The 16,014-nt window shown below is 33.0% G+C and carries 7 protein-coding genes; all 7 read left to right on the top strand.

Features of this window, described 5'->3' with window-relative positions:
- Nucleotides 1-555 precede the first annotated feature (555 nt).
- The 7 genes from ACHRV0_RS14165 to ACHRV0_RS14195 all read left to right on the top strand — a co-directional run bounded on the left by ACHRV0_RS14165 (nt 556) and on the right by ACHRV0_RS14195 (nt 15,766).
- Nucleotides 556-3,723, top strand: coding sequence for a SusC/RagA family TonB-linked outer membrane protein (locus ACHRV0_RS14165; protein ID WP_395441292.1), 3,168 nt, complete (start codon nt 556-558; stop codon nt 3,721-3,723).
- 10 nt (nt 3,724-3,733) lie between these two features.
- On the top strand, nt 3,734-5,365 hold the full coding sequence (locus ACHRV0_RS14170; RefSeq protein ID WP_395441293.1) for a RagB/SusD family nutrient uptake outer membrane protein: 1,632 nt from the start codon (nt 3,734-3,736) through the stop codon (nt 5,363-5,365).
- A gap of 33 nt (nt 5,366-5,398) precedes the next feature.
- Nucleotides 5,399-6,769, top strand: coding sequence for a glycan-binding surface protein (locus ACHRV0_RS14175; RefSeq protein ID WP_395441294.1), 1,371 nt, complete (start codon nt 5,399-5,401; stop codon nt 6,767-6,769).
- Nucleotides 6,770-6,781: 12 nt separating this feature from the next.
- Nucleotides 6,782-8,989, top strand: a complete 2,208-nt coding sequence (locus ACHRV0_RS14180; RefSeq protein ID WP_395441295.1) for an endo-1,4-beta-xylanase — start codon at nt 6,782-6,784, stop codon at nt 8,987-8,989.
- Nucleotides 8,990-9,123: 134 nt separating this feature from the next.
- Complete coding sequence (locus tag ACHRV0_RS14185; RefSeq protein ID WP_395441296.1) at nt 9,124-10,746, top strand: DUF5597 domain-containing protein; 1,623 nt, start codon at nt 9,124-9,126, stop codon at nt 10,744-10,746.
- Nucleotides 10,747-10,978: 232 nt separating this feature from the next.
- Complete coding sequence (locus ACHRV0_RS14190) at nt 10,979-12,898, top strand: sialate O-acetylesterase (RefSeq protein ID WP_395441297.1); 1,920 nt, start codon at nt 10,979-10,981, stop codon at nt 12,896-12,898.
- Nucleotides 12,899-14,752: 1,854 nt separating this feature from the next.
- Entirely contained in the window at nt 14,753-15,766 is a 1,014-nt protein-coding gene (locus ACHRV0_RS14195) for a LacI family DNA-binding transcriptional regulator (RefSeq protein ID WP_395441298.1), read from the top strand.
- Nucleotides 15,767-16,014: the final 248 nt, after the last annotated feature.

A 16,014-nucleotide genomic window follows, 5' to 3' on the forward strand; every position in this document is an offset into this window, starting at 1 on the left:
TTTTTTTAGACTCCCCTCCAGTTATTCTGAGGGGAGTTTTTTGTAGAATAAAAGCAACCGATTGTTACTGTTTTATCTTTTGTAAGAAATGTATTGTTTAGAGGTTAATTATTTGATGAGCAGTTTGTAATATCTTATAAGTCTTGTTTTATAAGGGATTATTAAGGATTTAGTTTAGTTTGATTTTCAAAAGAATATTGCGAAGTTTTAGTCGGTTTAAAAGAAATATATAAATTTAACATTTTATACTTTTTTTAAGATTTTGAGCTAAACAATTTATTATCTCTAACGTTTTCGTTGAGATTAAGTCTGTTTTTGGTAATTATTTAGTTTTTTTTGATTATTTGTGTTTAAAACGTTTTTTTTTAATGGTATTTTTTTGAAATTGAGAAAAAAAATTAACGCAACCGATTGTGTGTTGTTGTTTTTTGCATATATTTGTTTTGACTATAAGCTATTATTTGTCTGATTTTTAAAAAGAGAAAATGATAGTAAGTCAATAAAAAAAAGAAAAACTAACTAAACCATACTATTAACTCATTAAACCAATTATTTATGACTAACTTTTTAATTACTAAAAGCAGATCTAAATACTTTAAGAATTTGGGGTTCTTATTCCTGATGCTGGTATTTTCTGCTGCAGTAAATGCGCAAATTACTGTTTCGGGTATTGTATCTGATGGTAGCGGACCAATACCTGGTGTGAATATTATCGTAAAAGGAACCAAAACAAGTACCGTATCTAACTTTGACGGAACTTATACGCTTCAAGCGATTCCTACTAATAGTATTCTGGTTTTTAGCTTTATTGGATATAAACCGCATGAAGTTGCGGTAAACAATAAAACTAAAATTGATGCTCTTCTAGAAGAGAACTTAAATGACTTAAAAGAAGTTGTTGTTATTGGATACGGAACTGCAAAAAGGGCAGATTTAACAGGAGCGATTTCTTCTATTTCTAGTTCTGCGGTAACACAATCTGTTTCTACAACTATAGATCAAGTATTGCAAGGTCGTGCGGCTGGGGTGCAGATACAGCAAAACAGCGGTACGCCTGGCGGAAGTTCTTCGGTACGAATTCGTGGTATAAGTTCTATTACAGGCTCAAATGAACCTATTTATGTAATTGATGGAGTTATTATAGATGGTAATTCAGGTTCTTTAAATACAAATCCGCTTTCAGGTATTAATCCTAACGATATTGCTTCTATAGACATTTTAAAAGATGCTTCTGCAACTGCTATTTATGGTTCTAGAGCGGCAAATGGAGTAATTATGGTGACTACCAAAACGGGTAGAAAAGGAGATTTGGCTTTAAATTTTGACAGTTATGTAGGATGGCAGCAAATGCCTAAAGAATTGCAAGTGCTCAATTTAAGAGAATATGGAACTCTGAAAAATACTCGTTCAGATTTAGGAATCGTTCAAAGAGACCCTTATTTTATTCGTCCTGATTTATTAGGAGAAGGAACAAACTGGCAAGACGAATTATTTCAAACAGGTTTAATTCAGAACTATAATCTATCTGCTTCAGGCGGTTCAGATACTACTACTTATGCATTAGGAATGTCTTACTTTGATCAGGAAGGAACTATCATTGGGTCATCTTTTGACCGTATGACAATTCGTGCAGTTGTTGATTCGCAAGTAAAAAAATGGATGAAAGTTGGAGTAAACTTAAATGCTTACAAAACCAATCAGGTAACTACAGTAAATGATGATTCGGTAATTTTAACCGCTTTAAAACAAACTCCAAACGTAGCAGCTAGAAATGCTGATGGAACTTTTGACGGACCAGATACAACAGAATTTGTTCAGACAAATCCATTGGGAATTGCAATGCTGAAAGACAATCATGGAAAAGACTACGGAATTAGAGGAAATGTGTATGCAGAAATTGGTTTTACAAAAGATTTAAAACTTAAAACCCAGTATTCTATAGATTATGGTTTCGGGAATAGATATACTTTTAATCCATCTTATACTTTTGGAGCATTATCAAATGAAGTTAGAGAAGGATCTAGAACAAAATCTACCAGCGAAAACTGGATTTGGACTAACACTTTGACTTATAATAAAGCATTTGGAAAACATAATGTTAATGCATTGGTAGCTCAAGAACTTCAAGAGCAAAATTGGGAAAACCTTTATGGTTACCGTTCAGGTTATTTAACAAACGGAGCTACAGATTTAAACGCTGGAGACCCAACAACGGCTAGAAACTCAAATGCAAGTTCTACAAAATCTCTTAGTTCTTACTTTGCAAGAGCAACGTATACATTTGATGACAGATACATTCTAACAGGAACAATCAGAAGAGATGGATCTTCGCAATTTGCTGAAGGCAATAAATGGGATTGGTTCCCGTCTGCTTCTTTAGCATGGAAAGTTTCGAATGAAGCATTTTTAAAAGACAATCAAACCGTTAGCAACTTAAAATTACGTGCAGGATGGGGAGTTACAGGTAATTCAAGCGTACCAAATAACGCTTATACTTCTGTTTATGGAACTTCTGCAACCAATTGGGGAAGCGGACAAATTGCAACCAATACAGCAAATCCAGACCTTAAATGGGAAAAATCAAACCAGACTAATATCGGTTTAGACATCGGACTTCTAGACAATAGAATTGAAATTACAACAGATGTTTATTACAAAAGAACAGATGATTTATTACTAAGATTATCACTTCCTGCTTATGTAGGTACAACAGGCCAAGGAGCTACATCACCGCCTTTTGCTAATATCGGATCTCTTGAAAATAAAGGTTTCGAGTTTACGATAAACACCATAAACATGCAGAGAAAAGATTTTCTTTGGAAATCAAATTTCAATATCTCTATGAACAGATTTAAAGTATTGAAATTAAACTCAGAATCTGGAGTTTATGATCAGACATTGCAGCAAGGTTCTGATGTAACAGTGGTTACTCGTACTGCAGTTGGACAGCCATTAGGACAATTTTACGGTTATAAAGTAATTGGACGTTTTGAAAAAGCAACAGATTTCTATTATAAAGATGCATCAGGAACTGTAAAACCAACTGCATTGCCGGAAGGAATGGTAATTGGTGAAAACGGAGTTTGGATTGGAGATTATATGTTTGAAGACGTGAATAAAGATGGTGTAATCAACGAAAAAGATGCGGGTTATATTGGAAATCCTAATCCAGATTTTACTTTCGGTTTTAATAATAGTTTTTCATTCAAAGGATTTGATGTGAGCATTTTGTTTACAGGTTCTTACGGAAACGATGTTTTAAACTACCAAAGAAGATGGTTAGAAAATCCGCGTGAGAATACCAACTTATTGAAAACAGCTTTAGGTTACGCACAATTAGAATTAATCGATCCGAATGGACCAAACGATTATCGTAACGTGCAGATTGTTGGTGGAGATCCTTATATGCCAAGAATTGCGGCGTCATCTGCAGCTTCGGCTTCAAATTATCGTTTAAGCAACAGATTTGTTGAAGACGGATCTTACGTAAGACTTAAGAATATTTCGATTGGGTATAATCTTCCTAAAGATTTGTATTCTAAATACGGAATTTCAAATATCAAAGTGTACTCAAACATGCAGAATGTTTTAACCTTTACTAAATATAAAGGATATGATCCTGAAGTTGGCGCAATGAATCAAAACCAGCTTTTAAATGGTATTGATAACGGACGTTATCCTTCACCAACGGTAACTACACTTGGATTAACTGTTAATTTCTAAAAACCGCACAATGAAAACAAAGAAAATATTTTACACGGCTCTAATTATTGCATTGCCATTTGTTTGGACGAGTTGCAGCGACATTTTGGACGTTGAACCAAATGATGTAATTACAAAAGAGAATTTTTATAAAACCGAGTCTGATTTTCAGGCTGCAACAGGACCTTTATACAATAAAGTATGGTTCGATTTTAATGATAAATTTTATTATGGTTTAGGTGATGGACGTGCTGCAAATATGTATGCTCCTTTTTCAGATTACGTTTATCCATTTACAGATTTAACAGAAACTGGATTAACAGGGCCATTAGTTTCAGCGTGGGCATCATTGTACAATGTAGTTCAGCAATCTAATAATGTGATTATCGGAATCTCTGGAAGTCCGCTTAGCGATGCTGTTAAGAATAAATATATTGCCGAAGCTCGTTTTATGAGAGGAACAGCATATTGGTATTTAGCTTCGTTATGGGGAGATGTAATTATCTCAACAGATCCGAGAGAATTGGTAAAAAATCCAATTGTAAACAAAAATCCAATGAAAGATGTTTACGAGTTTTCGATGCGTGATTTAGAATTTGCGGCTAAATATCTTCCAGAAACTGCAGGTCAGGCAGGACGTTTAACAAAATACAGCGCATTCGGAATGCTGTCTCGTGTTTACTTATCATTTTCGGGAGTTAGTGATAATCCAAACAGCGGAACCCGCAATCAAACATATCTTGATTTAGCAAAAAAAGCAGCTGAAAAAGTGATTAGTTCTGGCCCCTATAGTTTGATGACAAATTATGAAGATTTATTCATGATTGACAATAACAACAATACAGAATCTATGTTTGCCTTACAATGGGTGCCAAACGGTGATTATGGAGTAAACAATACACAACAGGCTTATTTTGCATTAGGTTCTGATATTACTGGCGACGATGCCGCTTGGGGATACTGGACAAGAGCTTCCTACAATGTATTACAAGAATATGAATCAAAAGATCTTCGCCGTAAAGCAACTTTTATGGGAAATAAAGATCATTATGCCGAAATCAACAAAGCAAATGGAGGTTACACCGTTGATCACGGAAATGATTTCCTTACAATTAAAAAAGGAGTTGTAGGTTCTACAAAAGACAATTCTAAAATTACCCGTATGAATTCGGCCTTAAATACTTATATGCTGCGTTTGGCAGAAGTTTATTTAAACTATGCCGAAGCTGCATTAGGAAATAATGCAACAACGACAGATGCAACGGCTCTTATGGAAGTAAACAAATTACGTACACGTGCTGGTTTAGATCCAAAAGCGACATTGACTTATGCAGATATTATTCATGAAAGAAGAGTAGAATTGTGTATGGAAGGACAATATTGGTACGATTTAGTTCGTAGAGCTTACTACAAACAACAAGAAGTAATCAATTATGTTACAGCACAAAATAGAGGTGTAATTACTCCAATTTTGTATGACACAGCTACTAATAAAGTTACAGTTGACGCTTCAAAAAGTACTAGTCCAAGAGCTATTGGTGTAATTGATGCAACAATTTTTACACTTCCTTATCCAGAATCTGAGTTAGTTCAGAATCCGTTATTGAGAGAAAACCCTGTTCCGTATCAGTTTACAGAAGAGAAAATTAAAGACTTATTCTAGTATTCAGAAATAAAAAATTAAAGAAATAGTAATATGAAATATATTTTAAATAAAAAGTATTGGGCGCCCATCGCACTTCTTGCAATGATGGTTTTCGGCATGCTGTTTACCTCTTGTGATAACAACGATTCACAAGGCGGTGCGATCACAATTTCAAGAGTATTTTTAGAAGATGTCAATTCAACAGTGCCAGATAGAGAAGTTAGTTTTGCTCGTTTAGGACAGTTGCTGCGCATTGAAGGTTCAGGATTTGAGGGGCTTAAGAAAGTATACATCAACGGATATTCTACCTATTTTAATGTCGTTTTTGTATCTAACAATTCGATGCTTGTGAGCGTTTCGGCAGATACACCAATTTTAGAAGCAGATCCATCCGTGAGAAATACAATTCGTTTTGCAAATGATTCTAACGAAACCACTTTTAAATTTGAAATTCGTTCTGGAAAACCTGCAATAACTAATATTTCTAACACAATGCCAAATGCAGGTGAAACCATAACAGTTATAGGAACCGGTTTAACCGAAGTAAGTAAAGTAGTTTTTCCTGGAAATGTTGAGGTAACAACAGGAATTACATCAACAGAAGATGGCGAATTATTTACAGTTAAAGTTCCAAGCGGAATCTCAGATTTAGGAGGATCACTATTTGTTCAAACTTCAAATGGAGGCGTATATTCTCCAGCATATTTTAACTGTAAAAGAGGTGTTATTTTAGATTTTGATGGAAGAGGACAGCATAGTTTTTGGGGTACTCCTCCTGCTACAGGTATGATTTTAGGCACTGATATAGAATCAGCCTCTATAGGCAAAGGAAATCTTTCGCAAGGAAAATACGTACCGCATCGCCCAGCTCGTCTTGCTTCTATTGCTCCAGCAACAGGTAGAGCAACAGAAACATGGACAGCAGGAACTGGTGTTGATAATTGGAGAGCACAATTAACTCCTTTTATTCCTGCAAGTACACCGCTTGATAAAGTTGCATTTCAATTTGATATTTATGTGCCAGATGCATGGAAAGATTCAGGTTATTTAAAAATATGTACAATCAATAATTTTAATGCAGGAACATGGTCTGGCGGAGTTTACAATTATATTCCTTGGCTTATTGATGGAAAATCAGTTGCTTTCCAAACTGCAGGATGGACAACGATTACCATTCCATTAAATAAATTTTATCAATGGTCTAAAGAACCTTTTACTTTCGAAGCTGTTTTAGCTTATAGAGAAGCTGCAACGTATCAAAACTTTGGAATTTGGTTCGAAAATGCAGATGTAAAAATGAAAGATGTTTTAGGAAATACCAGCGAAGTAGAATTTCCTTCAAAAGCAACTTCGGTAAAAGTATATACTGATAATTGGAGAATTGTACCATTAGACACACCAGTTTACAATGATTTTAACTAACAAAACTGCAAAATGAAATATAAATATATCCTACCAATAATTGCTTCATCATTAATGATTTTGTCATCATGCGATGATAATTTAATGGAGTGGGGAAAAGACCCAGAACATGGAGAAGTAACAGGAGCTGAGCTTCCGTTAGCTTTAGTAGAAAAAATCAGCCGTTACGAACCTTTAAAAAACTATTCAGATTTTTCATTAGGAAACGGAATCGGAATAAGTTTATACATGAGTGATGCCAATTATAGAAAGATTGTAAATGAAAATTTTGATGAGGTAACACCGGGTTACGAAATGAAACATGGTGCAATGGTAAATGCAAAAGGTGAAATTAATTTTACCAATGTAGATGCTTTTATCGCGGCAACAAAAAGTGCTGGACTAAAAGTTTTTGGACATACTTTAGTTTGGCATTCCAATCAAAATGCAAGTTATTTAAACGGTATTATTGCTCCAACAGTAATTCCGGGTTCAAGCGGAACAAATGTTTTGGATTTAGCTCCGATCAAAAATGGAACCTTTACAGGATGGGCAAGAAATAATCCAGGAAAAGGAATCACAACTGTTGCCAATTCAGGATTAACAAGTTCTTCTGCGGCAATTCAGCTAGCTTCTAGTGCCACTTCTTCTTTGGCTTATAATCTTCAATTGACATCTCCAAATGTACCAATTGTTACAGGACATAATTATGAGATTTCATTCTATATTAAATCAGATATTGCAGGTAAAGGACGTATTTCATTTAATGCTTCTTTAAACGCTCAATATCCATACAAAGATTGGATGAATACTGGAACAGGGACAGAAGCGTTTGCAACAACATCTTCTTGGCAGCAAGTTAAAATTAAATTGGCTCCAGGAGATTTTAAAGCAGGAAGTACAACATTTCAATTTAATTTAGATTTAGGATATCTTCCAAACGTAACTTATTTAATTGATGCTAATACTTTAGCAGTTGTAGATTTAGATGCTGCAATAGGACCGGTTAATTTGGTGGCTAATGGAAATTTCAATTCAGGAATAACAGGATGGAGTAGAGCCAATGGAGCTACAGATGCTTTAAGTGCAGGAACGGGAGCATCAAATGTTTACGAAGGAAGCGGGTCAATGAAAGTAGTAAACGCGACATCGGATGCTGCAAACCAATGGAAAACCCAGATTCAAACTACTTTTACTTCTGCATTAGTAGCTGGAAAAAATTATACAATTTCTTATATGATTCGTTCTGAAGCAGCGGGTTCTGTAAGATGTTCAACGACACCATCATCATTAGCAAATTATCAGCCAGATGAGTTAACTAGCACTACTTGGAAACAATTAGAATGGAAATTTACTGCAAAAGGAGGTGAGACTGGCTTTGGTTTTGATTTAGGAAGAGCTGCAGGAACTTATTACATCGATAATGTTTTAGTAACTGATGGATCGTCTTCGGGAACTGGTCCAACAGCTCCAATAACAATCGAAAAAACAGATGCTGAGAAAACTAAAATTATTGGTGATGCCATGACCAATTGGATTTCTAAAATGATGACACATTATAAAACAGGAGTTTTTTCTTGGGATGTAGTAAATGAACCAATGAAAGAAGACGGAACTTTAAGAAATGGAACCGAAGGCGATACAGCGACAGATTATTTCTCTTGGGTAAAATATCTAGGAAAAGATTATGCCGTTTCAGCATTCAAATTAGCACGTCAATATGGAAATGCAACCGATAAACTTTTCATAAACGATTACAATTTAGAATCGAGATTAGATAAATGTGACGGATTAATCGAATATGTAAAATATATTGAAAGCAAAGGAGCAACTGTTGACGGAATCGGAACGCAGATGCACATTGGTTTAACGACAGATAAAGATAAAATTGTTCAAATGTTTCAAAAACTAGCTGCTTCAGGAAAATTGATTAAAATATCAGAGTTAGATATTAGATTAGGAACTGCTACACCAACCGTTGTTCAACAAGCTTCACAAGCTGAAATGTATCAATATGTTATCGATATGTACAAAAAACACATTCCAGCAGCACAGCAATATGGAATCACAATTTGGGGAGTTTCTGATAATTCAAAAGAACATGAATATTGGCTTCCAAATGAATCTCCAAACCTTTGGGATGCTAATTATGTTCGTAAACATGCATACAAAGGCACTGCAGATGGTCTTGCAGGAAAAGATGTAAGTTTAGGATTCTCAGGGGAGTTAGTAAAACCTTAAATATTTGAGTTGGTTATAATCCATAGTATAAAGCTGTAAAAAGGTTTATATTATGGATTATTTATTTTTTGACTTTACAGCTTAGTATTTTACAAAAACAGAATTAAACAGCTTTCAATCTTAAATTAAATCGAATGGCATTTTTCTTAAAAAACAGAATCCTTTTAATTGCATTATTATTGGTGCATTTTGGATTTTGCCAAAATATACCCAGCCTTCAGAAAAAAGGAAACAAAACACAATTAATTGTAAACCAAAAACCATTCTTAATACGTGGAGGTGAATTAGGAAATTCTTCCGCAACAAGTATGGAAAGCATGGAAACTATTTGGTCGAAATTGGTTGACATGAATCTCAATACAGTTCTAACACCTGTTTATTGGGAACTTATCGAACCAGAAGAAGGTAAATTTGATTTTTCATTAATTGATGATTTAATCCTTAGAGCAAGAAAAGAAAATTTAAAACTCGTTTTTCTTTGGTTTGGATCTTGGAAAAATAGTATGTCGAGTCACGCGCCGGCTTGGGTAAAATTAAATCAGAAAAAATATCCGAGAGTTAAAGATGACAAAGATAAAAGTCATGAAATTTTAACGCCTTTCAGCGAAAATAATTTGCAAGCCGATTTAAATGCGTTCAAAAAATTGATGAGGCATATTAAAGAATTGGATCAAAAAGAGCAGACTGTAATTATGATTCAAGTCGAAAATGAAATCGGAATGCTGCCAACTGCCCGCGATTATCATCCGTTAGCAAATGAAGCTCTTAAAAAAGAAGTTCCAAAAGAATTACTGCAATATCTTCAAAAAAATAAAGAAAAACTGGTTCCAGAGTTTTTAGAAATTTGGAAAAAAAACGGATTTAAAACTTCATGGAATTGGGAAGAAGTTTTTGGAAAAGGATTGCATACCGATGAAATTTTTATGGCTTGGTATTTTTCAAAATTTACCAATCAAATTGCAAAAGCAGGCAAAGATATTTATCCAATTCCGATGTTTGTCAATGCAGCTTTAAATGCACCCGAAAAAAAGCCAGGTCAATATCCGAGTGCTGGACCGCTTCCGCATCTTATGGATGTTTGGAAAGCTGCGGGAAATTCGATTGACTTTTTAGCGCCCGATTTTTATAATCCATCTTTCAAACAATGGAATGATTTGTTTACACGTCAAGGCGATCTGTTATTTATTCCCGAACATCGTTTTGATGAAACCGCGCCTTTTAAAGGTTTGTACGCAATTGGACATTATGAAGCGATTGGTTTTTCACCATTTTCAATAGAATCGGTTGCCGATGCCAAAAAGGAACCTCTTGGGAAAATTTATGATTTGATATATCAGTTAACTCCAATTATTGAAGTTAACAAAGGTCTGGGAAAAATCGAAGGTGTTTTGTTAGACAAAGAAAATAATACACAGATTATTAAATTGGGAGATTATGAATTTACATTCAAACACGATTACACCCTAAATTGGTCTGACGGCGCAAAGGCTGAAGTTTGGCCAATGTCAAGTGCTATTATTATAGAAATTACTAAGAACGAATTTTACATTGCGGGTTCAGGAATTGTTGTAACTTTTAAACCTTTAAAAGAAAATTTAAATGCAGGAATTTTAAAAACAGATCAAGGTAAATTTGAAGATGAAAAATGGAAAACGATAAGACATTTTAATGGAGATCAAACCCATCAAGGCAGACATCTCAGAATTTCAGTTGGCGATTATGAAATCCAAAAAATAAAATTATATACTTATGAATAGTTTTTTTATTTGCCACTAATTTCACGAATTGACACTAATTTTTTCTAACTATCATCAATTTCACAAATTAAAAAATTCGTGAAATTGCGATATTATAGACAAAGTATAGATTAATGTAATTTGTGAAATTCGTGGCGAAAAAAAACTTTAGCCACAGATTAAAAGGATTAGAAGGATTTTTTGAATAATCTGTGTAAATCTTTTTAATCTGTGGTAAAAAAAAAGATATCAAATGAAAAGCAAAATAACATTACTAGTTTTCCTTTTAAGCTTTGCAATTAATGCACAGATAAAACTACCCCGATTAATAAGCGATGGAATGATTTTACAGCGTGATGCCAAAGTCAATATTTGGGGATGGGCTTCTCCAAATGAAAAAGTCGAACTCGAATTTAATCGTAAAACATACAAGACTAAAACAGCTCAAGACGGAAAATGGTCGATTCAGCTTCCGTCACAAAAAGCAGGCGGTCCGTTCGAAATGACTTTAAAAGGTTCTAATACAATTGTATTAAAAAACATTCTCTTTGGTGACGTCTGGCTTTGTTCGGGACAATCGAACATGGAACTTCCGATGGAAAGAATTAAAGATAAATACAAGGATATTGTTGCAAAAGCTAGTAATTCAAACATCAGACAATTTTTAGTTCCGGATGAATATTATTTCGAAAAAGAAAGAACCGATTTTTCTTCTGGGTCATGGATTGAAGCAAATCCAACAAGTGTTTTACAATTTACAGGAGTCGGCTATTTTTTTGCCAGTGAAATCTATGAAAAATACAAAATCCCGATTGGCTTAATCAACAGTTCTTTGGGGGGTTCGCCTGCAGAATCTTGGATCAGTGAAGAAGGGATAAAAAAGTTCCCGGATTATTATGCAGAATATTTAAAATTTAAAGACGGAAAACTAGAAAAACAAATTGATGAAAATGACCGAAAAGTAAGTTCAGATTGGTATAAATTATTAAATCAGACCGATACTGGTTTAAAGAATAAATGGGCAAATTCAGTCGATATTTCCGATTGGAAAACAATGAGTATTCCAGGTTATTGGGCCGATGGAGAACTAGGAAATACAAATGGTTCAGTTTGGTTTAAAAGAGAATTTACTTTAGAGAAAATAAAAGGAAGTCAGGCTAAATTAATTTTAGGACGAATTGTAGATGCCGATTCTGTTTTTGTAAACGGAAATTTTGTTGGAACAACATCGTATCAATATCCACCGAGAATTTATTCTTTTAATGCTAATGTTTTAAAGGAAGGAAAAAATGAAATTACCATTCGAGTTATCAGTAATTCTGGAAGAGGAGGTTTCGTAACCGATAAACCATACGAGTTAAGTATAGGTGACAAAACAATTGATTTAAAAGGGAATTGGAGCTATAAGTTAGGTTCAAAAATGCTTCCGCTGCCAGGACAAACTTTTGTGAGATGGAAACCAGTCGGACTTTACAATGCCATGATTGCTCCATTGAAAAATTATCCTATAAAAGGCGTTTTATGGTATCAGGGCGAAGCAAATACAAAAAAGCCATCTGAATATTTTGCACTAATGGAAACCTTGATAACCAATTGGAGAACACTTTTTAGACAAGAAAAACTGCCTTTTTTATTGGTTCAGCTTCCAAACTTTATGGAACCAAAACCAGAACCTGCAGAAAGTAATTGGACAGCTTTGAGACAACAGCAGTTGAATACCTTGAAAGTTCCGAATACAGGATTGGCAGTAGCAATAGATTTAGGCGAATGGAATGATATTCATCCTTTAAATAAGTACGATGTTGGAAAAAGATTGTCACTTCAGGCTAGAAAATTGGTTTATGGTGAAAAAAACTTAGCAGCTTCAGGACCGCTTTACAAATCGATAAAAAAAGAAGGAAATAAATTAATTCTAAGTTTTTCAAATGTTGGAACTGGATTGGTAATCAAAAATGGAAATGAATTAAAAGAATTTGCGATAGCAGGAACTGATGGAAAGTTTATTTGGGCAAAAGCTGTAATTAAAGGAGATAAAATTATAGTTAGTAATGATTCTGTCGCAGATCCAGTCAAAGTAAGATATGCTTGGGCAGATAATCCTACAGAAGCTAATTTGTATAATAACGAAGGATTGCCGGCTTCGCCTTTTGAAGCGAGCTTGGATGTTGAATGAATTTGTTTAGTTTAGAGTGGAGTAGATAAAAAAGATTAGATAGTCTTCTTGTACTATCTAAAATAATTAAGAATATAAAAAGAAAAAACCGATTAGTTTCCTAATCGGTTTTCTTTTGCGGAGAAAGAGGTTCTGCTGATTTTATGTCAATTCCAGTAAATATAAGGATTGCGATATATTATTTAAGCAAGGGTCACCTATAGGGTCACTTAACTTACAGCGTATTAAATAAAGACAATGTCAAAGATAAGAAATAAAAATTAATTGTTATGACAATTATCGTCCCAGAATAAATCTATATTACACTTAATTTTGCATGTATTAAATATTAAGGTTGTCCATAATCTTGGACAAAAATCATGATATTAATTCTTTTCTATTAGATTTTATTAATACTTTTATTTGGTTGTTTTGTATTACAAAACATTTTAAAAAGAGTTGACTAAAAGTTTCAAATCTTCCAGTAAAAGTTCAAATTTTCTATAGTTATCCAGATGTGGTTTATAATTGTCAAAATTTTGTCTTTTAGATATTGATTCGGTTTGTTTGTCAAATAGACTTGCCTAAATAGTTATTTGACAATAATAAGTGTTTAGTTTTAAAAAATGTTTATTCAAAGAGCCTATTTTAATTTCAAAGTAATCATATTATTTGAGTTATTGTAGGTTTTATTTGTGAACGGTGTACACTAGCAAATTCATCTCTAAGGTTTAATAGTGGAATTTCCGTTTTTTAATGACCTAGTTTATTAAATTTTTTTCATTGTAAAGGTGGAATGTGGCAAGGATACAGTGAATGACTTATTCTAGTTCAAGAATATTTCGCAGTTTATTAGTGAAATGGCACCTATCTTTCGAAACATTTTTAGCTGTGAATATAGATATTGATTGTTGTTAGGATATAAGGACACAAATACCAGATTCATCTCTTTCGCTAACTGTTTCTGATTTTAAAGAAAAATAAATTTTAAGCATAATTCATTCTTTTAAAATTAAGTTGTAAAATTATATATAAAGAGCAAATTTTTTTTGGAAATTTTTAGGAAGAGTCGTTATGAAATTTCTTTAATTTTTTGCAGCAGAAACTTTTTTTTTAAAATAAAAAAAGGATACTAATTAAGTGTGTTAAGGTTTCTAGAATCTTCAAATTGTGATTATGATTAACTGAGATAAAGATTTATTAAAGTTTGATTTTTATTAGGTTTTTGAAGAGTTCTTTTTTTTTAAAATTAAGGGTATGCTGATTTTATATCAGTTCAGGTAAATACAAGTTTTGCGATATATTTTTTAAGGAAGCGACAATTATGGAGTCAGCTAAACTTAAAATTTATTAAATAAATAGAGCTTATAGGATAAGTAGTAAACTATTGTTTTTCAATTATCGTGCAAAAAAAAGGATCATATATACGTTTGCTATAATTATTGATTTTAGCTTAAGTATAATGTGAAAGATGACATTTTGTTACAGATTCAGGTTTTATTACTTGAGTGTTTTTAGGATTTAAGCTAGTTGGTAGTAATAGTTAAAAAACTTTTCTTAAGTTTTAATATCGTGCAATTTTTAGTACTTTTCTGATTTATCTGCTTATCGATGTTGGAAGAGTTTTTTAGTTGCCTGTTGGTTCATGTTATATTAAAGGAATTATTTTTTTTTAAGAAAAATTATGATTGTTTGATTTTTTTTGTTTTGTTTATTCCAGTTTTATTATGATTTTTTTTTATTTATTTCTTTTTTAATGTTAAAAAAAAAGTTATTTTTGAAATAAAAAAATACTAAAACGTTTTTGTGAATTATTTCATTAAAAATATTAGGCTAATAATAAATTAACATGTTTTTAAGATAAGATTAACGTTTATGAGGAAAAAGATAACTATCAGAGATATCGCAAAAGCAGCTAATGTTTCAGTTACTACGGTTTCATTTGTTCTAAATAACAAAGGAGAGAAGAAGGGAATTAGTCAAGAAGTGATCAAGAAAGTTTTTAAAGTTTCTGAGGAAATGAAATTTAAACTGAATATGATTGCTAGTAGTCTGAGAACAGGTAAAACAAGATCAATTGGGCTTATTGTAGAGGATATTTCGAATCAGTTTTTTTCTGATTTAGCAAGAGTGATTGAGCGAGAAGCGATTGATTTAAATTATAGGGTGTTTTATTGCAGTACAGGAGGCGATGATGAACGTGCTGCAGAGTTAGTCAATAGTTTATTGCAGGCAAATGTTGATGGTTTTATTATAACCCCAACCGAGAACATGAAAGAGACTATAGATAGATTATTAGAACTTCAATGTCCAGTTGTTTTACTCGATGGGTATTTTGAAGGACAAGACGTAAGCCATGTGGTACTGGATAATTTTGATGGTGCACAAACCGCAACACAGTTTCTCTTGAAAAAAGGATTCAAAAAAATAGCATTTGTTACGAATTCCTCCCAGTTGATCCAGATGAATTTGAGAAAACAAGGTTATACGAATGCCTTGAAAGAAGTGGGTTTATACGACGAATCTAGAATTCTTGATTTGGAATATCATATCGGCGAAGAGCAAAGAATAGAAAAGATATCTGAATTTTTGAGTAATACAACGGAAATTGATGCAGTCTTGTTTGGAGCAAATTATTTGTTGCTTGCCGGTTTGCAATCTTTAAGAAAATTAGATTTAAAAATTCCCTCAGATAAAGCGGTGATTAGTTTTGATGATCACGACAGTTTTAGATTGCATTCTCCTTCTATTACGGTTTTGTCTCAGCCAATTGAGGAGATGGGAAAGAAAACGGTAAGATTATTAATGAAGCAAATGAATGAAGGAAGCGTTTACAAGATTGAGAAAGAAAAGAAAAAAGGTAGTCTAACTATTAGGGAATCGGTTTAGGAATTGTATTCCTTTTTTTTAAATCACCTCACTAAAACGTTGTAGTTGGATAAAGAGCTAATACAGGGAACAAAATAGATTATTAAACAAACTAAACGCTTATGATGTAAAAGAAATTAAAGATGTATTAATTAAGAAACCTAATTATTACTATGTCCTTGTGATGAGTACAAGTAATAAAAAAATTAAAGGCTTTAATGAAATCAAGATCCTTTAATTAAACAAATCAATAACCAAACCAAACCAAT

Origin of the sequence: Flavobacterium sp. FlaQc-30 (assembly GCF_044005885.1) — a bacterium.
Classification (GTDB): Bacteria; Bacteroidota; Bacteroidia; order Flavobacteriales; family Flavobacteriaceae; genus Flavobacterium.

What these genes read in the sequence shown, in the direction of transcription:
- ACHRV0_RS14195 (WP_395441298.1), top strand. Translation starts at nt 14,753, where the DNA reads ATGAGGAAAAAGATAACTATCAGAGATATCGCAAAAGCAGCTAATGTT.
- ACHRV0_RS14175 (WP_395441294.1), top strand. Translation starts at nt 5,399, where the DNA reads ATGAAATATATTTTAAATAAAAAGTATTGGGCGCCCATCGCACTTCTT.
- ACHRV0_RS14190 (WP_395441297.1), top strand. Translation starts at nt 10,979, where the DNA reads ATGAAAAGCAAAATAACATTACTAGTTTTCCTTTTAAGCTTTGCAATT.
- ACHRV0_RS14165 (WP_395441292.1), top strand. Translation starts at nt 556, where the DNA reads ATGACTAACTTTTTAATTACTAAAAGCAGATCTAAATACTTTAAGAAT.
- ACHRV0_RS14170 (WP_395441293.1), top strand. Translation starts at nt 3,734, where the DNA reads ATGAAAACAAAGAAAATATTTTACACGGCTCTAATTATTGCATTGCCA.
- ACHRV0_RS14185 (WP_395441296.1), top strand. Translation starts at nt 9,124, where the DNA reads ATGGCATTTTTCTTAAAAAACAGAATCCTTTTAATTGCATTATTATTG.
- ACHRV0_RS14180 (WP_395441295.1), top strand. Translation starts at nt 6,782, where the DNA reads ATGAAATATAAATATATCCTACCAATAATTGCTTCATCATTAATGATT.